This is a genomic window from Pseudomonas sp., assembly GCF_030698175.1.
Taxonomy (GTDB): Bacteria; Pseudomonadota; Gammaproteobacteria; order Pseudomonadales; family Pseudomonadaceae; genus Aquipseudomonas.
In genome coordinates this window covers 299,379-324,455 of sequence record NZ_JAUYNT010000029.1, presented here as the reverse complement: position 1 = coordinate 324,455, position 25,077 = coordinate 299,379, and the positions used below count along the sequence as shown (strand labels likewise).

Below are 25,077 nucleotides of genomic sequence, written 5' to 3'. Positions count from 1 at the left end.
GCCAGCCTGCGTGCAGCCGCGAGTATCAGGGCTTTTCCGCCCGAATGACCATGGCGGTGGTGATGCGGATGATCACCAAACTGCCCACCGCGGCTTCGTTTAGGGTCACATCCGGACGCACGGCGATGATGCGGCTGCGACCGTCGGGGTATTGCAGGGTGGCGCTGTGCTGGGCCAGGTCAACGCTCTGCACCCGCACGGTGACTTGTTCGCTTTCGCTCAGGGCCAGCCCCGGTTGGTCCCCTTGGGCGTCTTTGAGCAGGCGCTGGATAATCCCATCATCGGCGCTGGCGCCTTGACCTTGAAGGAATACCTGGGTTTCTTCGGCGGCGCTGGCATGCACGCGATCACCGACTTTCACTTGCTCAAGATGCATCACCCGTGGTCCGGCGTGCAGGCTGCGTTGGTTGCCTTGGTCGTCTTTGAGGGTCACCTTGCGGGTTTTGTAGTCGATGGCGCTGACCGTCGCGGTGATCTTCTCCAGGTTGGTGCGCACCCCACCGGGTACGCCTTCAACATGGATGCTGCTGCTTTTGCTGCTGCTATTAAGACTGGCGTCGGTTGGCGCGGGGCTGGCGCAGGCCACCAGCAAGGTGGTTGCCAGTGCCAGCAGGCAGAGCTTGGCGGGTTGCTGTGGGGTGAGCTGCATGGGGAAGCCTCTTGGCGCGATGATTGATCAGTTCAGCATTTGCCCGCGCAGCGCGCTTCTAAGCTGCACGATGCATTAGTCGGCAGTTTCACCGCAGTAACCTGGCCGCGTCTAGCCAAGGACGAGGTTTAGTTGTTGCGATTCTTTGCTTTGATCCATTGCGCCATGTACTGGGTGCTCTTGTGCTGCTGATGACTTTATACACACGCGGGTTTTTGTTGGCTGCATGGTTAAAAGATAAATGGGAGAATCCGGTAGCGCACCTCGCTCATATATTCATGGTATAGCGGGTCAAGCGCGAGGTGTCGTTCTTCTTGGAATATTCGCGCGCAAAGAAGCCCGATTGTTATTAGGTAAATTGCCAGGTTTATGCTTGTTGTGTTTGATAGTATGTATCCGGTATATATCAGGCAGTAGCTGGCGTAAATCGGATGGCGAACAATACGATACATCCAGCCTGTTTTTATTTCTCGTTTTGCTGCAACAATTGCAAAGCTGCGATTGAGGGAAATCAATCCGAGTATTTGCATGCCAGTGCCGACGGAGATGGCAATGCTGGCCATTGGTAGCAAACCCCATGAGTGTGGGCGTAAAAATAACGGTGCGATAGTTCCGGCTATGGCAATCAGCCAATCGAGGGGCAGGATTGAAACGGTTCTTGGCTCGCTGCGGAAAATATAAAGTGCAGCGGTCAGTGTTTCAGACAAGCAAAACATTAACAGGGATATTTCGCCAGTTCGAAAAAACGCCAATATGTGTGTATAAGCGAAAACTCCCAAGAGGCTCGCCAAGAAAATACCGCTATAAAAGCTGGTTCGGCCCGACTGCAGTACTGCTGATAATGAGCTCATGGAGGCATGCTCTTCGGTTGAGTTTTTTATTTTGAAACTTTATAAAGTATTGCTGTTGCAGTATTAATGTTCTCTGGGGGGGGTGTCAGGACTCCAGTCTTGCCAATCCCTACAAGGTTCAGTTTGAATAGACGGTCCCAAGTTTGTCGTTTCACCAGTCAATCAGTGAGGTGAGCGGTGAAACGGCAAGAGCTATCTCAGACCCTGGTTAAATGTAGCGAGCCAGCCCTGCTGGGTTAGTAGCCTCGAAACTTGCGGCGCTGATGACGAGTCGAGAGGCTGCGTCTCTTGCCGAAAATCACTGGGGCTGCAACCGAAATATTGCTTGAAGGCGCGGGGAAATAGGACGGATCCTGAAACCCTACGGCATAGGCGATGCTGGTAACCGGCATCTGGCTGTTGCACAGCAGCTCTTCGGCCTTCTCCATGCGTTTACACAGGACGAACTCAAGGAAGCCAACGCCGTAGGTCTGTTTGAACAGTCGGCTAAAACGGAAAGGCGTCATGCCACAACGCTGGGCCATCTCCTTTTGCTCAAGGTGCTCCTGAAAGTGTTCTTCGATGTAGTAGACCGCGCCTTGCAGGGGTTGCTGGTGCTGATATTGGGTGGTGAGGCGCACGCATTCGGGTAATGCGTTGCTGCGTGATAACGGTTGTTTCCTGGCTGACGCTTGCGGGTTACGGCGCAACTGGCAGAGTTCACGCAAGGCCCGCAGGTAGCAACTTAGCTCCGGTTGCAGCACCGGCAAGAGCAAGTATTCCCACACCCCCGAACGGAAGGCCCAGACCGCCAACTCCTCTGAGTGCTGCACCGTCAGCATGGTGATCGGGATGGAGGGTGCGGAGCGTTTTACTTGCTGCAACAGATCGAGGCCTAAGGCATCGGGGCGGTCGTAGTGCATGCAGATCATGTCTGGTGGCTGCCTGGATTCAGCCTGCAACGCGCAGGTACTCAGATCCTGTACCTGATGGATTTGGCATGCGTTCGCGAACGCAGGCATGCAGCTTGCGGCCGATTGGTCATGTGTGAGGTCGAACCACAACAACCGCGGCACTGTTACAGCGTATGAGTTCATATGCACCACTAGCACTTATGTGTTGAATTCAGGGCAAATGATCCATTTTCTTACATCAAGTGACACTTCCTTCTTACACCTAAGAGGTAAAAAGCTGCCAGCGCAAAGAACAACTCTTCATAAGGTTAATAACCAAGTGTGCAGTTGCTGTTTGCCCAGGTTTTCAGCTGCCTGGCGAGCCAAGTACGGCCTTTCTGCCTTGGGTTGCCTTCGCGCGTTGCACCCGTGGCCCGTTTTTAATCGTCCGTCGCTGCGCCGTCCGTCGCCTAGCAACGGTCTTAGTCTCCCTTATGGGCGCTTGAAAGTGGCTGTAGTGGCCATCCGCCAGTTTTTCGCGGGTCGGTGCGCAAAAAAATGCTGGTGATAGGCAAAAAACTCCTAACCCATCGATTATCGGGTAACTAACGTTGAGGCAGGCGGAGCAGATAGCGACGCTTTCTCAAAATGCGTAGTTGAGCGAGGTGGACGAAATGACTTTGCAAACAATCAAAACGTCGGTGCTGAAGTTCGTCAACGACGAAGAGGGTCTAACGGCCGTGGAATATGCGGTGGCTGGTGGGCTGGTGTCTTTGGGGGTGGTTGCTGCATTTACCAACCTCGGCGCTGCAATTAGTACTGTGATTGCTAACTTGATAGCTGCAATGTAGGGCTGCAATTACTTCTGCCGCGTAAGGCTGGCAGTTTCCGGCCTTGTATTACGTGCTAAAACGGAGGTGGCTTGTATGGATATTATATTGAGCACCTCCGTTTTTATTTTTCTCGGAATTGCAGTGCTCACCGATTTAAGCGCTCACCGTATCTCTAATGTTCTGGTCCTGGCAGGTTTGGCCAGCGCGATTGTGATTCAAAGCTGGGTTTCCGGTTTCTCTGGAGTGACGGTTTGGCTGACAGGGTTGATAGTTGGATTTTTAATTTTTCTGCCGTTTTATGCCTTTGCCGGGATGGCTGCCGGGGACGTTAAGTTAATGGCCATGGTGGGCAGTTTTCTTGGCCCCGCTAGTGTTCTTTGGGCCGCCGCTTTTAGTCTGATGGCGGGCTCTGTGTTGGGTGTTCTGGTTTTGCTCTACAAGAAACAGTTATTCCGTTTTTTGCAGCGCTGCTGGGCGATGGCAAGTTTAAGAGCCTATATCGATCCGGCTGCCGATGATGCCGCGCGGCAACGATTCCCCTATGCCATTGCCATTCTGTTCGGCAGCCTGATCAGTGTTTATTTTAATCTTGCAAGTGTGGGGGGCTAACCCATGCCAGCGCTGAATTCGGTAAGCATCTATCAACAACAAGAGCAAACCGAGGCACTGCAGTTACTTGCACCGCAGCCGTGCAGTGTCGCGGGCACCGGCCTAGCAGAAAATCTGTTGGGTGATCTGCTCTGCAAACATTTGCATGACGCGGGCGTATTAGATATGCCGCAACTGGTGACGCGCTTGGCGCTAACGGGTTCTGTGCTGGAGGAGTTGCTGGCGTTTTTGCGTAAAGATGGCCGTATTGAGGTGCTCGGTCAGACGACGGGCCAGGGCCTGCGTTATGCCTTGACCGAGCGTGGTCGCAGTGCGGCCAAGGATGCCTTGGCGCGTAGCTGCTATATAGGTCCAGCACCCTATCCAGTGGAGCGTTATCGGCAGTTGTTGCAGGCGCAAACGGTGCACCAGAGCCGGATCAATGCTCAGGCTATGCGCGAGACTTTTGCCGGCATCGTCATGCGCGACGAGCTGCTCGATCAGCTTGGCCCGGCAATGAACTCCGGGCGGGCCATCATGATTTACGGACCGCCCGGCACCGGTAAAACCTATATTAGCCAGCGGCTGATCCGGCTGTTCAGCGATGCAGTGTGGATACCCTATGCCATCGCCATCAATGAGGCGGTGCTGGAGATTTTCGATCCGCAGGTGCACAAGCCGCTGTCGGTCGAGCTCAAAAAAACCAATCTGCGCCTCGATCAAGGTGTCGACCGGCGTTTGGTGCAGTGTCAACGGCCGATCATTATTACCGGTGGCGAGTTGACCATGGACATGCTGGACGTGCGCTTTGACCCTTACAGCCGTCAGTACCAGGCGCCGCTGCAACTCAAGGCAAGCAACGGCATTTTTATTATCGACGACCTCGGTCGACAGCGGATGGCTCCAATCGAGCTGTTTAATCGCTGGATAGTGCCTATGGAAGAGAAGAAAGATTTTCTTAATTTGGGTGGCGGACGTCACTGCGAAATCCCCTTCGATCTGGTGTTGGTGTTCTCAACCAACCTCAATCCATTGGAATTGGCCGATGAGGCCTTCCTACGGCGTATCGGTTACAAAGTGCATTTCGATCATCTGCAACCCAGTGAATATGCACGCATCTGGCAACAGGAATGCGCGAAATGGGTTGTGCCTTACGACCCTGCGCTGGTGACGTATGTAATCGAACAGCTGCATCTGCCCACGCAGACGCCACTCTTGCCTTGCCATCCGCGCGACCTGTTGGGTATGGCGCTGGACCGCCAGCGTTACCTGGGCCTGGAAGTAACGGCGAGCCTCACGCCTGAGGTATTGCTGTGGGCTTGGCGGAACTATTTTGTCGCGCTCGAAGCTGGTTAACTCAAGGAGATATCGACATGAACTCACGCACCCTTACATTGATCGGTCTGTCGCTGATTCTCGGATTGGGCGCAGCCTTTCTGGCCAATAATTGGCTGATTGCACGGCTGGATGCCAGCCCCGATGACAACTTGCAAAGCGTGGTGGTGGCCACGGTAGAAATTGCCTTCGGACAGATGATTGAAGCTCAGCAGATCGGCGTAGTGCGCATGCCCAAGGGTACGGTGCCGGACGATGCCTTCGACGCCAGTGACAAGGTGGTCGGCAAAATCGCCACTTTCGACATCTTGCGTGGCGATATCGTTCGCGGCGCACGCTTGGCCGAGCACCTTGGCGGCAGCACCTTGGCTTCGTTGATTGCACCGCAAATGCGCGCCATCTCGGTGCGGGTGGATGATGTGGTCGGCGTCGGTGGTTTTCTGCTGCCGGGCAATAGGGTCGATGTACTGGCGACCAAGAAAATCGGTAACACCAGCGATGCCGAGTCGGAAACCATTCTTGAGGATTTACGCGTACTGGCGGTGGATCAGACGGCCGGCACCGATAAAACTCAACCGGTGGTGGTGCGCGCCGTAACCCTGGAAATGACCAGCGCCGAGGCAGAGATTTTGGTCAAGGCGCAAACCGAAGGCAAGCTGCAACTGGCCCTGCGCAACCCTCTGGATAACCAAAAAAAGCCACTGCCTGCCCCGTTAGCAACCGCAGTCGCGGCAGTGGAACAACCAGCCCCCGCGCCTATAGTCGTCAAGCCAGTAGTGCGCCGCAAAGCGGGTGGCGGCGGTGTGACCATTATCCGCGGCACCAAAATTGAACAGGCAAAAGCACAACTGTAGGCCGGTGTCAGGCAGGCGCAGGAAGGCAGTGAACCGCCGGTCAATTTTTGAAGTGCCGCGATTGATTGGCGCAGGGCGCTAGCGCGATTGCGCTTATGGGGCCGGTTGTATTCGGGCCATCGCGCAATAGTTAACTAGGCTGTGAGCAAGTAACTCGCGATAGCAACCAAGGAGTAACGCATGACTATCATCGAAAAGCTCAGTATCTATTCGCTGCAATTTTTAGCTGTAGGTTTGCTACTCAGCAGCAGTGCGCAAGCGGCGCAACTGCAGCCGCCGGTGAGTGCTATGCCAGCAGCCAATATCAGCACTATCCAAGTGCCCATTTATAAATCGCGCGTGCTGAGTACCCGTGCGCCGGTGAAAAAAGTCTCGGTGGGCAACCCGGAAATCGCCGATATTTTAATCACCAGCCCGACTCAGTTGTACTTGCTTGGGCGCACGCTGGGCAGTACTAACGTGCTGCTGTGGGACGGCAGTAATCGGCTGATCGACAGCCTTGATGTTGAGGTCGGCCATGATCTGAGCAGCCTCAAGGACAAACTGCATCAATTAATGCCCAACGAGAAAATTGAAGTGTTCAGCGCTCAGGGTGCGCTGGTATTGCGTGGCCAGGTTACCAGCGCGGTTGCCATGGACACGGCAATCAAATTAGCCAAGACCTACACCGCACAAACTTCCAGCGTGGTTCAGGGGGAGGGTGAGGCTGCGGTGGCGACACCGACCCAGGCACTGGACGTGATCAACTTGATGACCATCGGCGGCAGCCAGCAGGTGATGCTGGAGGTCAAAGTGGCGGAAGTGCAGCGCAGCTTGCTGAAGAGCATGAATATCAACTTCCTCGCCTCAGGCACCGGTGCGGGCAACTGGACCTTGGGTGGCGTCAATACCGGCATCTCACCGGGCAGCGGTAAAGCCCTGCTGGCTAACTTTCTTTCCGATAGCTTTAAATTCAATCTGGTGCTGGACGCCGCTAAAAACAATGGTTCAGCCAAGGTTTTGGCCGAGCCGACCCTGACCACCCTTAGTGGGCAGCAGGCGGAGTTTATTTCCGGCGGCGAGTTTCCAATTCCGGTCAGTGACGGTGATGACGGCACCACCATCGAATACAAAGAGTTCGGCGTCGGCCTTAAATTTATTCCAGTGGCGCTGGATTCCGGGCGCATCAACCTCAATTTGAATGTTTCAGTCAGTGAAATTGCCGATAGCAACACCTTGTTGCTGGATACCGGCGCAGGGGCAATTGGCGGCGCAATTGGCGGGGTGACCCAGATAGTGCCCTCGTTAACCAAGCGCAGCGCGCAATCCACCCTCGAGTTGGGCGACGGTCAGACCATCGCTATCGCCGGGCTGATCAGTGAGAACAGCCGTGATCTGGTCAATCGCTTCCCAGGCTTGGGTGATATCCCGGTGCTTGGTTATCTGTTTCGTAGCCAGGAGTACCGCAGTGGACAAACCGAACTGGTGATTTTGGTTACCCCGCACTTGGCCAAACCGGTTGATGCGAAAACAGTGCTGCTGCCCACGCAGAATTTCGTCGAGCCGAGTGACCTCGACTTTTATCTAATGGGTAAAACCAAGGCACCGGGAACGGGGCGCGCTGTGCCCGTCAGCCTTGGGGTATCCGGCGGCCATTTTGGCCATGACCTTAACTAATTGGAGGCCGCAATCATGAACCGCATGATTAGCTTGTTGGCTTTGTCGCTGTCCCTTCTAACTGGTTGCATGATTTACGAAGAGGGTCGGGTCGGACCATTCGGCTCCAGTGTTAACCAAACGCTCTATCAGCAGATCGCCAATAAAGAAGTTGCCGCCAAGCCTGGCACCGATATTTCTCCGGTTGGCACTGATGGTCCGTTGACTGAGAAAGTATTGGACAGCTACCGCGGCGTGACCGGCGAAGCGGAGCAGGTTGCCCAACCGATTCAGATCAATATCGGCAGCAGCAACTGAGGCTTACCGCCATGAACCTCTGGATGCAGCAACCGTTGAACATGCCCCCAGAGCAGCAGCGGGGGGCTGTGTTGGTGATGGTGGTGATTGCCATGGCGGCCATGCTGCTGATGGCCGCGCTGGCGCTGGATGGTGGCCATGTGCTGGTCAATAAAACCCGCCTGCAAAACACTGTGGATGCCGCCGCTTTAAGTGGCGCGAAAACCTTGACTCAGGTATTCGGCACGGCTAATGCCGCGACCTCCACGCGCAGTGCCGCGTTAGCAACCTTGAGCTTAAACGCCAATGCCAGTGGTAATAGTGAACTGGCGGCCGCGATGGCCGCTGCTGGGGGAGCCGGTGCTTTTGCTGTGGTGGAGTTGGCCAATAACGTCTCAGGACCATTTTCTTTCCCCGGACCTGCCGATGCCAGTTTTGTTCGGGTAACGGTGCCGACCTACTCGTTAACCGGGTTTTTCTGGAACTTTGCGCAGAGCTTTGGCAATGGCACTGTGCCGGCCAAGGCCATCGCAGCCTTGGCCACGGCTGGGGCGAGTTCGAGCAGTGCCTGCGAGCTGGCTCCGCTGATGGTCTGTGGTGACCCGGCCCTGCCCGACACCAATTGGGGTTTCGGCATGGGCCAGCTAACAGTATTGAAAACGGCGAAAAACAACACCTCGGGCATCGGCCCCGGTAATTTTCAGTTACTCGACTTTGGTGCCGGTGGCCAGACGGTTAGAGAGTTACTGGCCGGTGGTGGCATGCTCTGCCCGGAAGTCGGTGACAACGTGGCGACTAAACCCGGTAATACCGTAGGGCCGTCCGTGCAGGGCTTTAATACCCGGTTCGGCGAGTATTTGGGCCCTATGAGCGGCACTGAGGCCCTTTACCCGCCGGATTTGGTGACAACGTATGACCAGCTCAATAATGGCAAGGCGGCACTGACTGTCGACTTGAGCAATGACAGTGTCAGCTATCTCGGCGCTGGTGGTGGCCAGGTGAGCTCCGACCCGGACGGCAATATGAGCAGCTCTGGCAATGCTGGACTGTTTGATCTCAACGACTGGAAGAGTGGCTCGGCATCTTGTGTGGCGACTCCAGGCAGCAGCGGTTGCCAGACTAGCGGTGCTTACGGACGACGCATGCTGACGGTTGTTATCGGTCAGTGCAGCGGTACCGACGGTGGTACGGCCTCGGTGCCGGTGCTGGGCTTCGGTTGCTTTTTTACCCTGCAACCTATGGATCAAAGCGGTGGTCAGGCCTGGCTGCTCGGGCAGTTTGACAGCCTATGCGATGGCGGCGGCCAGCCCGTGCCGGTGAACACCGCAGGGTCGAAAATCATTCAGTTGTACAAAAGCTATATCACCAGCTCGACGCTGAGTCCTGATTCGTAGGAGGCGCTATGGAGCTTCAAGGTTTTAAGCCGCAGCGTGGCGTAGCCATGGTGGAGTTCGCGATCACCTTGCCGTTGTTGCTGTTGTTGCTGCTGGCCATCGGCGAGATCGCGCGCATGCTCTATCAGTACAACAGTCTATTGCAGGCCAGTCGTGATGCCGCGCGGTTTGTCGCCATCGGCGCTTGGAATTCTACGCAGGGAAAGATCGACCTTACGAGTGATCCGCAGCTTGTGCTACAGACCAAGAATCTTGCCGTTTATGGTGTGCCGGGTAACACCGCAACCCCGTTGGTATCAGGGCTCACCAGCGCCAATGTGCAGGTCAGCGCCCAGGGCGCTGAGCATGTAAGCGTGACCATCAGCTATACCTTTGTCCCGGTCATAGGTAACGGTATTCCGGCATTTATCGGCAGTGGCACGGCGCTGAATTTTCCGCTGGTCGCCACTACCGTGATGAGGGCACTGTGATGAACAGAAAACGCATGCAGGGAGTTTATGTGGTGGAGTTCGCCATCATCGGCTTGGTGCTGTTCACCCTGCTGTTCGGCGTACTGGAAATGGCTCGTTTGTATTTTACCGTCGAAGCGCTGAATGAGGTGGTCCGCCGAGGCGCCCGCTTGGCAGTGGTATGTGAGATCAGTAGGCCAGAGATCTTACGTCGGGCGATTTTCAACGCGGCGACCGACAGCGGGGCGAGTAGCCTGATCAATAACCTCGACACCGCCGACTTGAACTTAACGTATCTGGATCAAAACGGCGCAGTGGTGGCCACTCCGAATGATGGCGGTGCGGGGTTTGACTCTATCCGCTACGTGCAGATCAGCATCCCAAATTTCAGTTTCAATTTGTTGATTCCAGGGTTCGGTGCGGGGATCACCTTGCCGCCATTCAGGGCGACCTTGCCAAGAGAGAGTCTTGGCTATGATGGCGCCAGCGGGGTCACCCAATGTTAAATTCCAAAGAACTCACGCTACCCCACGGCACGGCAAGCAAGCAGCTCTTGCGCCTATTGATTAGCAGTCGCGATGCTAAAGCTTTGCAGCATTTAGAGAACATCTGTCAGCACGCTACCAGCGTGCAGGTCAGCACACGTTTGGTGAGTAATGGCCATACCGATCCACTCTATGGACTGACACAACTTCCGGATTTTTTGTTACTGCGGGTCAGTCACCTGTGGCGTGAAGAGTTAGCCGCGCTGTTGCAGCGTCCAGTGCATGAGCGCCCACCGTTGCTGATCTGTGGCCCGTTGGATGAGCGTGAGGGGATTCGTCTGGCGATGCAGGCGGGCGCTCGCGACTTTCTCCCAGAGCCGGTGGCTGCCGAGGAGTTGTTGGGAGCCTTGAATCGGATGGTCAAGGAGGCGCACGGCAACAGTGCTGGCAACGGAAAATTGCTGGCGGTAATCAATGCCAAAGGTGGTTCGGGGGCCACTTTATTGGCCTGTAATCTGGCTCACCAACTCAGTGTCAAAGGCGGTAGCACTTTGTTGCTGGACCTCGATTTGCAATTTGGCAGCGTGGCCCATTACCTCGATGTGCAACCCAGCCATAGTCATGTCGAGGTACTGCAACAGATCGAGGGCATGGACAACGTGGCCTTGCGCGGTTTCTGCAGTCACTTTAGCCCGACACTGCATGTGCTGGGCGGGCGCGAAAATGAATTGTGCCTGCCAATGGATATCCGTCACGAACAACTCGAAGCCTTGCTGCATTTGGCTCGCAGCAGTTATGACTGGGTGGTGGTGGATTTGCCACGGCAGATTGATCACCTCACCGGCATCACTTTAGAGCAGGCCGACCAGGTGCTTATCGTGGTGCAGCAGAGTATCAGCCACCTTAAAGATGCCAGTCGCCTCGCACGCATATTGCGCGATGACCTCGGCGTGCATAAAAGCCACATGCAAGTGGTGGTCAACCGCTACAACAAAGCCTCACCTATTACGTTGCACGATATCGCTGCGGCGCTGCAGTGCAACGAATTGCAAAAGCTGCCCAATGACTTTGCGGTGGTCAGCGAGAGTCAGAACTCCGGTGTGCCGCTGGACTTGCAGGCGCCGCGTGCGCCTATCACGGTGGCCCTGCATGAAATGACGGTGGGGTTGTTGGGCAATACAGTGGTCCGTGAGCAAGGTTTGTTAACGCGCGCTTTCAGTCGTTTGTTCCGGGAGTGAAGCATGCTTAGTGACTTTCGTAATCGCTTGCGTCAGCAAGACAGCAAGACGGGGGCCGTGCTGGCATCCGAACCAAGTGTTAATGGGGGCGCTGATGCCCTGTTGGCTTGGGAGCACATTACCCCCGAATCGCTGTACGAAACCAAAACCCAGCTTTCGCCGGTGGAAAGCGAGTGGCGGGAAAGAATCTATCAGCAGTTACTTAAAGTGATGGATCTGTCCCTGCTCGACTCGTTGGAACCGGCCGATGCGGTGCGGCAAATTCGTGATATCAGCACCCGCCTACTGGACGAACATAGCGCTCCGGTGAGCACCGCCAGCCGGCAATTAATTATCAAGCAAATTGGCGACGAGGTACTCGGCCTAGGGCCATTGGAGCCGCTACTGGCTGACCATAGCGTGTCCGACATCCTGGTCAATGGTCATGCCTCGGTGTATGTCGAGCGCTTTGGCAAGCTACAGCGCACCGATGTGCGTTTTCGTGATGACCAGCATCTGCTGAATATTATCGACCGTATCGTTTCCAGTCTGGGCCGGCGTATCGATGAGTCTTCACCGTTGGTGGATGCTCGGCTCAAGGACGGCTCACGGGTCAATGCGATCATCCCGCCGCTGGCCATTGACGGGCCGAGCATGTCGATTCGCCGGTTCTCCGTGGACCTCCTCAATACCGAGAGTTTGGTGCAGTCCGGAACCCTGACCCCAGCCATTGCGTTGCTGCTCAAGGCCATTGTCCGTGGGCGCTTGAACGTGCTGATTTCCGGCGGCACCGGTAGCGGTAAAACCACCATGCTCAATGTGTTGTCCAGTTTCATCCCGCTAAACGAACGGATAGTCACTATCGAGGATTCGGCTGAACTGCAGTTGCAGCAACCCCATGTGGTGCGTCTGGAAACCCGGCCGGCAAATATCGAGGGCCGTGGTGAGGTGAGCCAGCGCGAACTGGTGCGCAACAGCCTGCGCATGCGCCCCGACCGCATTGTTATTGGCGAGGTGCGCGGTGCGGAGGCGTTGGACATGCTCACGGCGATGAACACCGGCCACGATGGCTCGCTGACGACCATTCATGCCAATACCGCGCGCGATGCCTTGGGCCGGGTTGAGAATATGGTCTCGATGACCGGTGCGACCTTTCCAATCAAAGCCCTGCGCCAGCAGATCGCCTCGGCCATCGATGTGGTGATCCAGTTGGAGCGTCAGGAAGATGGCAAGCGGCGGTTGATCAGCGTGCAGGAGATCAACGGCATGGAGGGTGACATCATCACCATGACCGAAATATTTGGCTTTGTTCGTCGCGGTATGGGCGAGCAGGGGGAAGTGCTCGGCGAGTTCAGGCCTACGGGCATGGTGCCGGCTTTCCGTGATGTGCTGGCCAAGCGCGGAATTGAATTACCGCTTAATTTGTTCCGTCCTGAGTGGATGGAGGCGCAGTCATGAATCAGATCCCCAGTGAGTACATCCTGGCTTTTCTAGGCATGGTGTTTGCCGCCGTTTTTCTCCTGACTCAGAGCTTGGTAGTGCCGGTATTCGGTGAGGCCAGTAAGGTGCGCAAGCGCATTCGCAACCGCCTAGGGGTGCTGGAACGGGCTGGCACCCAGCCGAACATGCAAATAATGCTGCGCCAGAAATACCTAAAGCGTTTAACCCCAATGGCGGCACGGCTGGAACAATTACCTGCGATGGAGGGCTTGGGGCAGCTGATTGAACAGGCAGGGCATCACTACCGTGCTTACCGAGTGGTGCTGCTCGGTTTGATTCTGGCGGTGCTTGCGGGTGTTGCGCTGTGGGGGCTTACGCTGCTTTGGTGGGTGGCCTTGCCTGTGGCTGTCGTGGCCTTTTGGCTGCCGTTGTTAAAAATAGCCAGTGACCGCAACAAACGTTTCGCACTCTTCGAAGAAGGCCTGCCGGATGCCCTGGATGCGATGTGCCGAGCCTTGCGCGCAGGGCATCCGTTCAACGAGACCTTGCAGCTGGTGGCGGAAGAACATAAAGGCCCGGTTGCCCATGAGTTCGGCCTGACCTTTGCCGACATCAACTACGGTAACGATGTACGCCGGGCCATGCTCGGTTTGCTGGAGCGGATGCCGAGTATGACGGTGATGATGTTGGTGACCTCGGTACTGATTCATCGCGACACCGGCGGTAACCTGACCGAGGTGTTGGAACGCTTGAGTAGTTTGATTCGTGGCCGTTTTCGCTTTCAACGCACGGTTAAAACGCTCTCGGCCGAGGGGCGCATGTCGGGCTGGATACTCGTCAGCATCCCTTTTCTGTTAGCCGCAGGCATTGTATTCACCAGCCCCAATTATCTGCCGATGTTAATCAAAGAACCCCTGGGACAGAAACTGATAGTGGCGGCTTTTGTTGGCATGCTGGTGGGGATTCTGTGGATCCGCAAAGTCATCCGCATAGAGGTTTAACTGCTCGATAACCGAGTGAGGTCAAAGACCATGGAGTATCTACTGAGTCTGCTCAATGGGGTGGTGGGTAATGAAATCTTGGCGCGCTTGCTGTTTATCACTGCCATTGGCCTGAGCACTGCACTGGCAGTGGCGACAGTGACGCTGTTGGTGCTGGCCCTGCGCGATCCGTTTCGACGTCGACTTGGCCTGATCACGCATGCACGGGATGGCAGCAGTTATGGTCAGGAGACACCGAGTAACTTGCAGTTAATGCTGGAGCAGTTGGGCCAGCGGTTTACCTCCGCAGAACAACACAATACTTCGGCCACCCGTGCGCTGCTGACCCATGCGGGATATCGCACGTCTGCGGCGGTGCAAGTGTACTGGTCGGTGCGTTTGTTGTTACCGTTATTGCTCTTGGGCGTGATGTTGCTGGCCTTGCCGTTTGTGCCCAAGTTGTCGATGGGTGTAGGTATTTGGCTGGTGGCTGCCGCCGTTGGGGTGGGCTGGTTGGCCCCATCAATTTATGTCAATAACCGCAAACAAGGACGCATGACTCGTCTGCTGGTGGCCTTTCCCGATGCCTTGGATTTGATGGTGGTCTGCGTGGAGTCGGGCCTGGCCCTGCCGCAAGCCATCGAACGGGTCGCCGACGAGATGGCGGTCAGCCAACCCGAGTTGGCTTTGGAGCTGGCCCTGGTAAATGCGCAAATACGCGCCGGTATTCCCAGTACCGAAGCGCTGAAACAGTTAGCCGAGCGCACAGGGCTGGAAGATATTCGTGGGCTGGTCAGCCTGCTGGCGCAAAGCATACGGTTTGGTACCAGTGTGGGTGCCACTTTGCGCATTTATGCCGAAGAGTTCCGCGACCGGCGGACTCAGCTTGCCGAGGAAAAAGCGGCGAAAATCGGCACCAAGTTGATATTCCCACTAATCTTCTGCTTGTGGCCGAGCTTTTTCCTGGTGGCCATTGGTCCTGCAATTATTGGCGTGCTTAAAGTCTTCGGGAAGCTATGACATGAATAAAGTCAGTTTGCTGTTGGTCGCTATTGCCGTGTTATCCGGCTGCAAGAGCATGAGTCCGGAGCAGGCAAGCGCTGACCACTCGATCTACAACGGCAACAATTCGGTGCTTTACCAGGCAAAACAGGAAATAGGTTCAGCCGATGAGGCCATGCTAATTGCTGCGCAGGCATACCGCGCAGGTGATCTAGACCAGTCGTTGTTCCAGTATTTACGCGCGCTGGAACTAGACCCGAAACGCTATGAGGCGTTGGTTTGGGTGGGACGTATCCACCGTGAACGGGGTAATACTCAGCTGGCAGAACTGGCTTTAAACGAGGTGCTAAGCAACGCGCCGGGGAACCTTGACGGGCTGACTGAGATGGGCCTGCTGAGCTTGGCAGGGCGTGATCATGCGCGTGCGCAAGAGATGTTGTTCAAAGCGGTGGCGGTGGATCAGCAGCGTCTTGCTAATAGCAAAGGCAGTAATCCAGCAAATGTGGCTGAGCTTAAGGTCGACAGTCGCTCGCCGGTCAAGGTTTACAACGGCCTTGGGGTGCTGGCGGATCTGCGCAATAACTTCGTAGAAGCTGAGGCTTATTACCGGCTGGCCATACAGATCGAACCCCGTTCGGCGTTGGTGCAAAATAGCCTCGGCTATTCCTTCTACCTCAATGGGCGCTGGGAAGAGGCCGCCCGGGCCTACCAGCAGGGTATTACTTACGATCCCAGCTACAAACCCTTGTGGCGCAACTACGGGTTGTTGCTGGCGCGTAATGGCCGATATGAAGAAGCCCTCTCGGCGTTCGAACGGGTTGAGAGCCGTGCCGAAGCCAGCAATGATGTGGGCTATGTTTGCTTGATTGAAGGCCAACTAGATCAAGCTGAACAGTTTTTGCGCAGTGCTATCGAACAGTCACCGTCGTATTACAACATTGCCTGGGACAACCTCAATCGCGTGCAGCAAATCAGAAAACTTCGCCAGTCGGCGGCTACTACCCACGGCGCTGCAGCAGTGGCCGTGGCGCGGTGAAGTTGTCCGGCAGACTGCTGCTGCCGGCGTCAGTGGGTAGTGGAGCACAGGCTTAACCCGCTGACGCTGACCAATCGGGCGCCATTAGTGGCGATTCTTGGCCTCGATCCATTGCGCCATGTACTGAGTGCTCTTGTGCAGATGATGGCGCAGCATGCTGCCGGTAAAATTGTTGCGCCGCTGCTCAGCCAGATTAGCCCGGCACTGGGCGATTCGCGCCAGTAGCAGGGCGGCAAAGTGCGTGCACTCGTAACGGGCAGCCAGCAGCGTCCAACCGTGGTTTTGCGCTTGTTGCCAGACGGCTTCATCGCGGTACAGCCGCACCGCCGCGTCGGCGATGGCCTGGGCGTTGCTGGCGATTTGGCCGGGCCAGGGTAGCTCGCCGTGCATGCCCTCGCTGCCAATCGGGGTGGTGACATTGGGGGTGCCGCAGAGCAGGGCGTCGGCAATCTTGCCCTTGATCCCGGCGCCGAAGCGCAGCGGCGCCAGGCAGACACGGGCGTTGCGCATTACCTCCAGGGCGTCCGGTGCCCAGTTCAGAATATGAAAACCTTGGGCGGCGTTGTGCAGGGCGGTGGCCTTGGGCGGCGTGTAAGAGCCATAAATATGCAGCTGGGCCTTGGGCAGTTGCTGGCGAATCAGCGGCCAGATGCTGTTTTTCAGCCACAGCACCGCGTCCCAATTGGGCGCATGGCGAAAGTTGCCGATGCTGATGAAGTGCTCGCGTTGGTCGAAGCTGGGTACCGGCTGCGGGGTGCTATCCAATAGCAATGGGCAGTGCAGCAACAAGGCCGGCGGCAGTTTGAATTGTTCGGTGAGCAGTTCGATCTCAGCATCGGAAATCATCAGGCTCAGGTCGCAGCGGTAGATCGCGGCTATCTCCCGCTGCGCAATATCGCTGGCGGCCATGCGCTGGAACAGCTCGGTTTGGTTGAGGCTCAGCAGTTCAGTGAAATCGTCGTTGTTACCGGCGGCTAGCTGCTCTTTCAGCGCCTGCTGACGGGCGTCACGTAGGCTTTGCAGGTCCGAGGTTTCCAGCATCCGCAGGGCATTTGGGCAATGTTTCTCGACCCGCCAGCCGAATTGCTCCTCCATCATAAAACGGTCGAACAGCACCACATCTGGCTGCAGCTCGGCCACGAAGCGGTCGAAGCTGCTGTTGTTCAGTTCAATGCTTTGCTCGGCAATGCCGAGGCTGGCCAAGTCGGCCTTGTGTTCGCCCTCGCTGGCCGGGCTGGTGAAAGTGATCTGCCAGCCGCTTTCCAAAAAGCATTCGAGCAATTGCAGCATATGGCCGCCGGCGGCCGATGAGCGCGGCTCCGGCCAGACATAACCGATGACCAGCAGTTTGCCGGGGGCGGGTGCAGTGGTGTGGTTCAACAGCAAAATTCCTTCCGAGGTGACTGACTCAAACGCCTGTGGGCGCGGTGTGGCTGGGCGCAATTATGCGCGATAGCGCAACGGCTGGCGCCTGGATTGGCGCGGCTGCAGCGGGTATTGATGCAAGGCGTTGCGTCGCGGTGTCGATACCAGGGCAGGCGGGCTATGGTTATAACTGGACCAACCGCCCAGGTTGTTATCCGGCAGACAGGAGCAACGCAATGCAAATCGGCATGATTGGACTCGGGCGCATGGGCGCCAGCATGACCACCCGGTTGCTGCGCGGCGGCCATGACTGCGTTATCCATGGTCGCCACCCGGAGGTGGTTGCGCGGCTGGTGGCCCTCGGCGCGCAAGCCAGTGACTCGCTGCCACAACTGGTCGCGGATTTAACCGCACCGCGGGTGATCTGGCTGATGGTGCCGGCGGCGGCGGTCGATGACTTAGTCAGCGAATTGCTGCCGCATTTGGCCGCCGGTGACATTTTGATCGACGGTGGCAACTCCCACTATCAGGATGATTTGCGCCGCGCCGCAAGCCTGCAAAAAGCCGGTATTGAGCATGTGGATGTCGGTACCAGTGGCGGGGTGGCCGGGCTGGAGCGTGGCTATTGCCTGATGATCGGCGGTGCGGAGGCGACTGTGCAGCATCTGGCGCCGTTGTTCACCACCCTGGCTCCAGGGGCGGGCACTGCTGCGCCGACTCCCGGCCGCCGCGCCGATGCCGGCACGGCCGAGCAAGGCTGGCTGCATTGCGGGCCCCACGGCGCCGGGCACTTTGTGAAGATGGTGCATAACGGCATCGAGTACGGGCTGATGGCGGCCTATGCCGAGGGGCTGAATATTTTGCGCAACGCCAATATCGGCAAACGCAGCCATGCGCTGGATGCCGAGACCACCCCGCTGCGCCAGCCCGAGCTGTACCAATACGAAATGAACCTGCCGGAGATCACCGAGCTGTGGCGGCGCGGCAGTGTGGTGGGTTCCTGGCTGCTCGATCTGACCGCCGCCGCCCTGGTAGCCGACCCGCAGTTGGACAGCTTTGCCGGGCGGGTGTCGGACTCCGGCGAAGGCCGTTGGACCCTGCAAGCTGCCATCGACGAGGCCGTGCCGACCCCGGTGCTGAGTGCGGCCTTGTATGCGCGCTTCAGTTCGCGCGGTGAGGCCGACTTTGCCAACCGTGTGCAATCGGCCATGCGCCATCAGTTTGGCGGCCATGTCGAAGTCCCCGTCAGCCCTGTCAGCGGTAAGGTGTGAGATGACTTACGACAGCCCAATCACACCGATAGCCGCCGATGCCCTGGTGGTCTTTGGCGCCACCGGCGACCTGGCCCGCAAGAAGATTTTCCCGGCGCTCTATGCCTTGTGTAAACGCGGCGCCCTGACGGTGCCGGTGATCGGCGTGGCCTCATCGGTCATGAGCAGTGAGGAGTTTCGCACGCGCGCCAAACACAGCATTGAGTCTGATTCGGCGGACTGCGATCCGCAGGTGTTGGATCAGTTGCTGTCGTTGTTGCAGTACGTCAGCGGCGATTACCAAGCGGCGACCACCTTTGCCGGGCTCAAGCGCGCGCTCGGTGGAGCGTTGCGCCCGGCGCATTATTTGGCCATTCCGCCGGTGTTGTTTGCCACGGTGATTCGCGGTCTGGGCGCCGCCGGGTTGGCTAAGGGCGCGCGGGTGATAGTGGAAAAACCCTTTGGTCGCGACCTGGCCTCGGCCCGTGAACTGAACGGCATTGCGCTGGAAGTCTTCCCTGAAGAGGCGATTTTTCGCATCGATCACTTCCTCGGCAAGGAAGCGATCATGAATATTCTGTATTTTCGCTTCGCCAATTCATTTCTCGAACCGATCTGGAACCGCAGCCATGTGGCCAGCGTGCAGATCACCCTGGCCGAACGCTTTGGCGTGCAGGGCCGTGGCGGTTTTTACGAGAGCGCCGGCTGCCTGCGTGACGTGCTGCAAAACCATCTGTTCCAGATTGTCGCACTGCTGGCCATGGAGCCGCCCGGCAACCGCCATTTCGCCGCGGTGAATGCGGAAAAGCTCAAGGTGTTTGAGGCCATGCGCCCGTTGCAGCAGGCCGATCTGGTCCGTGGCCAATACCTGGGTTATCGCGACGAGCCGCAGGTTGACCCGCACTCGGAGGTGGAAACCTACTGCGCCATGCGCTTGCACATCGACTCCTGGCGCTGGGACGGAGTGCCCTGGTACCTGCGTTCGGGCAAGTGCCTACCCGAGACCGCCTGCGAGGTGCTGGTGCGCTTGAAGCCGCCGCCTTTGCGCCTGTTTGCCGATGCGATTGCCAGTGACGCCCAGGCCAACTACCTGCGGTTTCGCCTGTCGCCGCACTCTATGATTGGCCTGGCGGCCCGGGTGAAGCGCGCCGGCAAAGCCTTTGTCGGCGAGCAACACGAGCTGGTCCTGAGCGAAGACGGCGCCAGCGAGCAAGCCCCCTACGAGCGCTTGCTGGCCGATGCACTGGCGGGTGATCCGGCTTTGTTCACCCGCGAAGATGCGGTGGAGGCGGCTTGGCGGGTGGTCGAGCCGGTGCTCAGCCAGCCTACACCGGTGATCCTTTACCCGCAGGGCAGTTGGGGGCCGTTAGCCGCTGAGCGGTTGATTGCCGACGATGGCGGCTGGCAAAACCCCGCTGCCGCGCCTTGAGCGATTGAACTGCCGCCAGCACAACCACTAGCCCGCGCACCTACAACGCTGTTGGTAACCGCTGGCAGGCATTTATTGCGTACCGAACATGGCCGTCCAGTAGATTCCCGCATCACTCTTGGGATCAACCGCATAGGCGGCGCCCAGCTCGCGAAACTCCGGGTTCATCAGGTTGGCGCAGTGGCTGGGGCTGGCCAGCCAGCCATCGACCACTTTGCGCGCGCTGTCGTGCCCGGCGGCGATGTTCTCGCCGATCTGCTGGCCGACGTAGCCGGCCAATTCAGCGCGATCCCCCGGCGTGCGGCCATCGCGGTCTTTGTGATCGAAGAAATTATTATTGGCCATGGCCCGCGCATGGTTTTCGGCGGCAGTGGCCAATGTGGCGTTCCAGGTCAGCGGGGTGGTGGCGGCAAAGGCTTGGGCGCCGCATTGGCGCGATTGCGCGCGGGCACTGTTGAGCGTTTCGAGGAGTTTCTGGCCCTCCGCTTGCCAGTCAGCCAGGCGTGCCGAGAGCAGCTGACGCGCCAGTACGATGCGCCACTCGCGGTCTTCGCGGCGCACGCCGATATCGACGAATTGTGGGTCCAGCAGCACCCGGCAGAAGCTCTCTTGCAGCGCTGTCATGGCCGACTGCGCATTACGCGGCCCGGATAAGCTGATCGCCTGCACGCTGGACATTGGGTAACTGGCGCGTGCCAGCGCTTGCTGCAGGTCCCCGAGGGTATTCAGAGGCAGCACCAGGCGCGGATCGGCGGCCAGCGGTGGCAGCTCCTGGGACGCCTGACCCGCGCAGCGTTGTACCTGGCTGCGGTAGGCGTTGATCGACTCGATCAGCTGCGTCTCTTCGGTGGCCATGGCCGTGGCGGCGAACAGCAACGCCAGAGGCAGCGCGGCAAGACGCATAACGGAGGATAGAACGCGCATGGAGGTCTCCCTTGAGTTGACTGCGTCCATGATGCGCGATTTCGCCCCGGCCCGCGCAAGACCTTTTTAGTCTCGCCCGCACTGCGGCCGCTTGCCTAAAACCCTCGAATAGTTCTCACGGGCTTTCTCTTCGACTTGACGCCAGTCAAGTTCAGTACGGCGCTTGCGGCGTAGATTCACTGCATCTTGTGTTTCTTAGCTGCATTTAATCAACATATTGTGTTGGAGCCGAATATGCCGAGCTTGCCCTATAGCAGTCGTCCGGTGTCGTTGCGCAAGCGTGACGGCCGTTTAGTCGCCTTTGAACTGGGCAAGATCCAGACGGCGATTGCCGCCGCCGGTATCGCCAGCGGCGAGTTTGCCGGTATCCAGGCCGGCCCCTTGGCCGAGCTGGTACTGGCGCGCTTGCTGGCCCACGAGACTCTGGATGTCGAGCAGATCCAGGATCAGGTCGAGCGGATTCTGATGGAGGCGTACTACTACGCCAGTGCGCGCGCCTACATTGTGTACCGCGAGCAGCATGGTCGGCTGCGCCGCGACCGCAAGGCGATTGTCGAGGTGGCGGCCTCGATGAATGAATACCTGTCCCGCGAAGACTGGCGCGTGCAAGCCAACGCCAACCAAGGTTATTCCCTGGGCGGCCTGGTGCTGAATGTGGCGGGCAAGGTCACCGCCAATTACTGGCTGGATGAGGTCTACAGCGCCGTGATCGGCGAGGCCCATCGCGCCGCCGATTTGCACATCCATGATCTGGACATGCTAGCCGGTTATTGCGCCGGCTGGTCGCTACGCACCTTGCTCAATGAGGGCTTGAATGGTGTGCCGGGGCGGGTCGAGGCCGGGCCGCCCAAGCACCTGACCAGCGCCCTGGGGCAGATGGTGAACTTTCTCGGTACCCTGCAAAACGAGTGGGCCGGCGCCCAGGCGTTCAGCTCCTTCGACACCTATCTGGCGCCCTATGTGCGCAAAGACCAACTGGGTTTCGAGGAGGTCCGTCAGGCCATTCAGGAATTTATCTACAACCTTAATGTGCCGTCCCGTTGGGGCACGCAAACGCCCTTCACCAATCTGACCTTCGACTGGGTGTGCCCGGAAGATTTGCGCGAGCAGATCCCCTATATCGGTGGCGTTGAGATGCCCTTTGCCTATGGCGATTTGCAGGCTGAGATGGAGTTGATCAACCGTGCCTATATCGAGGTGATGCAGGCCGGCGACGCCAAGGGCCGGGTGTTTACCTTCCCGATTCCGACCTACAACATCACCCATGACTTCCCCTGGGACAGTGAAAACGCCGAGCGGTTATTTGAAATGACGGCGCGCTACGGCCTGCCGTATTTTCAGAACTTTTTGAATTCCGACCTGCAGCCCAATCAGGTGCGCTCCATGTGCTGCCGTCTGCAGCTGGACGTGCGCGAGTTGCTCAAGCGCGGCGGCGGTCTGTTTGGTTCGGCCGAGCAGACCGGCTCCCTGGGCGTGGTGACCATCAACTGTGCGCGCCTGGGTTATCTGTACCAGGGCGACACTGCCGGCTTGCTGCGCCGTATCGATCAGCTGATGGAGCTGGCGATGCAAAGCCTGGAGGTCAAGCGCAAGGTGATTCAGCACCATATGGACGCGGGCTTGTATCCCTATACCAAGCGCTACCTGGGCACCTTGCGTAACCACTTCTCGACCATTGGCCTGAATGGCATGCACGAGATGCTGCGCAATTTCAGTGGCGATCAAGAGGGCATGCACACCGAGGTCGGCCGCGACTTCGCCCTGCACCTGCTCGACCATGTGCGGGCCAGCCTGGTGCGTTTCCAGGAAGAAACCGGGCACCTGTACAACCTCGAAGCCACGCCCGCCGAGGGCACCACGTACCGTTTCGCCAAGGAAGACCGCAAGCGTTATCCCGACATTCTGCAGGCCGGCGGTAGCGATGCGCCGTACTACACCAACTCCTCGCAATTGCCGGTGGGCTTCACCGATGACCCTTTCGAGGCGCTGGAGTTGCAAGACGCCCTGCAGTGCAAATACACCGGCGGCACCGTGTTGCACCTGTATATGGCCGAGCGGATCAGCTCGACCGAGGCCTGCAAAAACCTGGTGCGTAATGCCCTGAGCCGCTTTCGACTGCCGTATTTGACCATTACCCCGACGTTCTCGATTTGCCCGCAGCACGGCTATCTGGACGGCGAACACGAGTTTTGCCCGCACTGCGACGATGCCTTGTTGCAGCGCCAGCAAGCCCGCGCCGCTATCTGCGCCTGACGCATCGGCAACGCCCGCACCACCTATGTTCATCCACGCAAGGAGCAACACCATGCACACAACTGTTCAACAATTGCCTCAAGAGCTGCGTCAGCGCTGCGAAGTCTGGACCCGGGTCATGGGTTATCACCGTCCGGTAGCGGCTTTTAACCCCGGCAAGCAGGCTGAGCACCGTGAGCGTCAGCACTTTATCGAAGCTTCCGCGCAATGCCAGCGGGGGTGAGTCAAACGCTGCGAGTCGGGGGCTTCGTGCCCCTGACTACCCTGGATTATCCGGGGCGCTTGGCCTGTGTGCTGTTTTGTCAGGGCTGCGCCTGGCGTTGTCGTTATTGCCATAATCCGGAGCTGATAGTGCCGCGCGGCGCCCAGGAGAAACCCTGGGCCGAGGTGTTGGCGTTTCTAAAACGTCGGCAAGGCTTGCTGGAAGCGGTGGTCTTCAGCGGCGGTGAGGCAACCCTGCAGGCCAGTTTGCCGAGTGCGATGAGCCAGGTCCGCGAGCTGGGTTTTCTGGTTGGTTTGCACACCGCCGGGATTCGCCCGCACGTGCTGGCCAAGGTCTTGCCGCTGGTGGATTGGGTCGGTTTCGATGTGAAAGCCCTGAGTGAGGACACCGCGCTGATCACCGGGGTAAGGGGCAGCGGGGCGGCCAACTGGCGCAGCCTGGAATTACTGTTGGAAAGTGGCGTGGACTATGAATGCCGCACCACTGTGCATTGGCATTTGATCGATTGCGCCAAACTCTGGACGCTGGCCCAGCGGTTACGCGCCGCCGGAGTGGAGCGCTACGTGATCCAGACGGTACGCACCGCCACCATGTGGGACCCCAAGCTGCCGTCGATCCCCGCACCTCTGCATCAAGAGCAACTCTGGCAGCGTCTTGAGCAATTATTTCCGCACTTCAGCCGACGTGGGCAATAGAAAACTACTGCGCTCGGTTATGCGGCGTTGCGCCTTGTGACCCACATGGATGTGGGAAATGCAGCTAGCCCGAAGGAGCGGGCGTCGCACTAACCTTCGCTCGCTACGTTTTCATATGGCTTGAAGCAGCGGCTATTTCACACGGCCTGCAGCAGCGGCTCTTGGTTAAATTCGCCAAGCAAGCGCGCCACGCTGGGGATAATGATGTGCCGGCCATGGCTCTCGATCAGTCCGGCTTGGCGTAAACGCGCCATGGTTCGCGAGAGGGTTTCCGGTTGCATCGACAGCCGCGCCGCAATCAAACGTTTGGGCAGTTGCAGGTCGATCTCGGCGCTGTCGACGGCGCGATTTTCTAATTGCTGAATCAGATACAGGGCAAAACGCTGGGTGGCATTTTGCAGTGTCAGGGTCTCGATCTCGCCCAGGCGCTGATGCAGGCGAATGCTCAAGTGCCCGAGCAGGTGCAGGCAGGTGCCTGGGTGTTCGGCCAACAGTTGCAGCATCAGGCGATTGGGAAAGCTGATTAACTCCACCGCATCCAGGGTCTCGGCGCACACCGGGTATACCGAGTGCTGCATAAACATCACCGCCTCGGCGAAGGTCTGTCCGGGGTGAATGATCTCGACGACTTTCTCCTGGCCATCGGCCGAGATGCGGAACAACTTGACCCGGCCACTGAGCACCAGAAAAAACCGTTCGGCCGCCTGGCCCTGTTGCAGCAGCAAGCTGTGCACCGGCCAGGCGCGCTGTTGTGCCTCGGCCAGCAGGCGGTTTTGCGCATCGGCGGCAAACAGGTTGAACAGCGGGTGCTGCAGAACCAACTGACGCACGTCGAGGGTCTGGATCATTGGCTGTTCCTTTGAAGGGTAATGGGCCGGTTAAATCCACACCAAGCAGGCCGAGGTAGGGTGGGTTAGTGGCGCAGAGCAGGGGCAGGGCATCAACTGCGCAATATGTGCGCCACGTAACCCACCATGGCGTTCGACCGGTAAACCGCATGGTGGGTTACGCGGCGCCCGGC

Annotated in this window: 25 protein-coding genes; 19 read left to right on the top strand and 6 right to left on the bottom strand. The window is 58.0% G+C overall.

Translation table 11 applies throughout. The features are described 5' to 3' along the window. Window positions 1-25 precede the first annotated feature (25 nt). The 3 genes from Q8R10_RS16815 to Q8R10_RS16805 form a co-directional block, all read right to left on the bottom strand. Window positions 26-649 (bottom strand): hypothetical protein, encoded by a 624-nt coding sequence (locus tag Q8R10_RS16815; RefSeq protein ID WP_305654996.1) that lies wholly within the window; start codon window positions 647-649, stop codon window positions 26-28. Between the two features lie 230 nt (window positions 650-879). After that, a complete protein-coding gene (locus Q8R10_RS16810) occupies window positions 880-1,500 on the bottom strand; it encodes an isoprenylcysteine carboxylmethyltransferase family protein (protein WP_305654995.1) in 621 nt (206 codons plus the stop codon). Window positions 1,501-1,736: 236 nt separating this feature from the next. After that, window positions 1,737-2,501, bottom strand: a complete 765-nt coding sequence (locus Q8R10_RS16805) for a helix-turn-helix domain-containing protein (protein ID WP_371133363.1) — start codon at window positions 2,499-2,501, stop codon at window positions 1,737-1,739. A gap of 545 nt (window positions 2,502-3,046) precedes the next feature. On the opposite strand from Q8R10_RS16805, the gene Q8R10_RS16800 reads away from it, so the two are divergent. The 14 genes from Q8R10_RS16800 (at window position 3,047) to Q8R10_RS16735 (ending at window position 15,917) form a co-directional block, all read left to right on the top strand. Next, the gene (locus tag Q8R10_RS16800) at window positions 3,047-3,223 is read left to right on the top strand and encodes a Flp family type IVb pilin (protein ID WP_305654993.1); all 177 of its coding nucleotides are present in this window, start codon (window positions 3,047-3,049) and stop codon (window positions 3,221-3,223) included. A 75-nt stretch (window positions 3,224-3,298) separates the two neighbouring features. Next, window positions 3,299-3,814, top strand: coding sequence for a prepilin peptidase (locus tag Q8R10_RS16795; RefSeq protein WP_305654992.1), 516 nt, complete (start codon window positions 3,299-3,301; stop codon window positions 3,812-3,814). A 3-nt stretch (window positions 3,815-3,817) separates the two neighbouring features. After that, window positions 3,818-5,149: an ATP-binding protein gene (locus tag Q8R10_RS16790; RefSeq protein WP_305654991.1), complete on the top strand. Its 1,332-nt coding sequence runs from the start codon at window positions 3,818-3,820 to the stop codon at window positions 5,147-5,149. Window positions 5,150-5,166: 17 nt separating this feature from the next. Further along, window positions 5,167-5,982: a Flp pilus assembly protein CpaB gene (gene cpaB, locus Q8R10_RS16785; RefSeq protein WP_305654990.1), complete on the top strand. Its 816-nt coding sequence runs from the start codon at window positions 5,167-5,169 to the stop codon at window positions 5,980-5,982. A gap of 180 nt (window positions 5,983-6,162) precedes the next feature. Beyond that, complete coding sequence (locus Q8R10_RS16780; RefSeq protein ID WP_305654989.1) at window positions 6,163-7,638, top strand: type II and III secretion system protein family protein; 1,476 nt, start codon at window positions 6,163-6,165, stop codon at window positions 7,636-7,638. Window positions 7,639-7,653: 15 nt separating this feature from the next. Continuing rightward, on the top strand, window positions 7,654-7,935 hold the full coding sequence (locus Q8R10_RS16775; protein ID WP_305654988.1) for a hypothetical protein: 282 nt from the start codon (window positions 7,654-7,656) through the stop codon (window positions 7,933-7,935). 11 nt (window positions 7,936-7,946) lie between these two features. Then, a complete protein-coding gene (locus Q8R10_RS16770) occupies window positions 7,947-9,308 on the top strand; it encodes a pilus assembly protein TadG-related protein (protein ID WP_305654987.1) in 1,362 nt (453 codons plus the stop codon). An 8-nt stretch (window positions 9,309-9,316) separates the two neighbouring features. Further along, a complete protein-coding gene (locus Q8R10_RS16765) occupies window positions 9,317-9,778 on the top strand; it encodes a TadE family protein (RefSeq protein WP_305654986.1) in 462 nt (153 codons plus the stop codon). Next, complete coding sequence (locus tag Q8R10_RS16760; RefSeq protein WP_305654985.1) at window positions 9,778-10,263, top strand: TadE/TadG family type IV pilus assembly protein; 486 nt, start codon at window positions 9,778-9,780, stop codon at window positions 10,261-10,263. Before Q8R10_RS16765 ends, Q8R10_RS16760 begins: the two co-directional genes overlap by 1 nt. After that, a complete protein-coding gene (locus Q8R10_RS16755; protein WP_305654984.1) occupies window positions 10,257-11,480 on the top strand; it encodes an AAA family ATPase in 1,224 nt (407 codons plus the stop codon). The genes Q8R10_RS16760 and Q8R10_RS16755 overlap by 7 nt, the downstream gene beginning before the upstream one ends. A 3-nt stretch (window positions 11,481-11,483) precedes the next feature. Next, window positions 11,484-12,917: a CpaF family protein gene (locus Q8R10_RS16750; protein WP_305654983.1), complete on the top strand. Its 1,434-nt coding sequence runs from the start codon at window positions 11,484-11,486 to the stop codon at window positions 12,915-12,917. After that, window positions 12,914-13,900, top strand: a complete 987-nt coding sequence (locus Q8R10_RS16745) for a type II secretion system F family protein (RefSeq protein WP_305654982.1) — start codon at window positions 12,914-12,916, stop codon at window positions 13,898-13,900. Before Q8R10_RS16750 ends, Q8R10_RS16745 begins: the two co-directional genes overlap by 4 nt. Window positions 13,901-13,930: 30 nt before the next feature. Beyond that, the gene (locus tag Q8R10_RS16740) at window positions 13,931-14,899 is read left to right on the top strand and encodes a type II secretion system F family protein (RefSeq protein ID WP_305654981.1); all 969 of its coding nucleotides are present in this window, start codon (window positions 13,931-13,933) and stop codon (window positions 14,897-14,899) included. A gap of 1 nt (window position 14,900) precedes the next feature. After that, window positions 14,901-15,917, top strand: a complete 1,017-nt coding sequence (locus Q8R10_RS16735) for a lipopolysaccharide assembly protein LapB (RefSeq protein WP_305654980.1) — start codon at window positions 14,901-14,903, stop codon at window positions 15,915-15,917. Between the two features lie 84 nt (window positions 15,918-16,001). On the opposite strand, the gene Q8R10_RS16730 is transcribed toward Q8R10_RS16735, so the two are convergent. Continuing rightward, entirely contained in the window at window positions 16,002-17,297 is a 1,296-nt protein-coding gene (locus tag Q8R10_RS16730; RefSeq protein WP_305654979.1) for a glycosyltransferase family 4 protein, read from the bottom strand. Between the two features lie 221 nt (window positions 17,298-17,518). Between Q8R10_RS16730 and gnd the strand changes: the two genes are divergently transcribed. Together gnd and zwf are read left to right on the top strand one after the other, a co-directional pair. Next, window positions 17,519-18,553 (top strand): phosphogluconate dehydrogenase (NAD(+)-dependent, decarboxylating), encoded by a 1,035-nt coding sequence (gene gnd / locus Q8R10_RS16725; RefSeq protein ID WP_305654978.1) that lies wholly within the window; start codon window positions 17,519-17,521, stop codon window positions 18,551-18,553. A gap of 1 nt (window position 18,554) precedes the next feature. Next, window positions 18,555-19,961 (top strand): glucose-6-phosphate dehydrogenase, encoded by a 1,407-nt coding sequence (gene zwf / locus Q8R10_RS16720; protein WP_305654977.1) that lies wholly within the window; start codon window positions 18,555-18,557, stop codon window positions 19,959-19,961. 72 nt (window positions 19,962-20,033) lie between these two features. Here zwf and Q8R10_RS16715 read toward each other — a convergent pair whose 3' ends face one another. Beyond that, entirely contained in the window at window positions 20,034-20,885 is an 852-nt protein-coding gene (locus Q8R10_RS16715; protein ID WP_305654976.1) for a CAP domain-containing protein, read from the bottom strand. Between the two features lie 234 nt (window positions 20,886-21,119). Here Q8R10_RS16715 and Q8R10_RS16710 point away from each other — a divergent pair, with 234 nt between their 5' ends. From Q8R10_RS16710 to Q8R10_RS16700, 3 genes are read left to right on the top strand one after another with little or no spacing between them, the layout of a single operon-like run. After that, window positions 21,120-23,138 (top strand): ribonucleoside triphosphate reductase, encoded by a 2,019-nt coding sequence (locus tag Q8R10_RS16710; RefSeq protein ID WP_305654975.1) that lies wholly within the window; start codon window positions 21,120-21,122, stop codon window positions 23,136-23,138. Between the two features lie 52 nt (window positions 23,139-23,190). Beyond that, window positions 23,191-23,361, top strand: a complete 171-nt coding sequence (gene nrdD / locus Q8R10_RS16705) for an anaerobic ribonucleoside-triphosphate reductase (RefSeq protein ID WP_305654974.1) — start codon at window positions 23,191-23,193, stop codon at window positions 23,359-23,361. After that, on the top strand, window positions 23,358-24,056 hold the full coding sequence (locus tag Q8R10_RS16700) for an anaerobic ribonucleoside-triphosphate reductase activating protein (RefSeq protein ID WP_305654973.1): 699 nt from the start codon (window positions 23,358-23,360) through the stop codon (window positions 24,054-24,056). Before nrdD ends, Q8R10_RS16700 begins: the two co-directional genes overlap by 4 nt. A 137-nt stretch (window positions 24,057-24,193) precedes the next feature. Here the strand turns inward: Q8R10_RS16700 and Q8R10_RS16695 are convergent, their stop codons facing one another. After that, the gene (locus Q8R10_RS16695) at window positions 24,194-24,904 is read right to left on the bottom strand and encodes a Crp/Fnr family transcriptional regulator (protein ID WP_305654972.1); all 711 of its coding nucleotides are present in this window, start codon (window positions 24,902-24,904) and stop codon (window positions 24,194-24,196) included. Window positions 24,905-25,077: the final 173 nt, after the last annotated feature.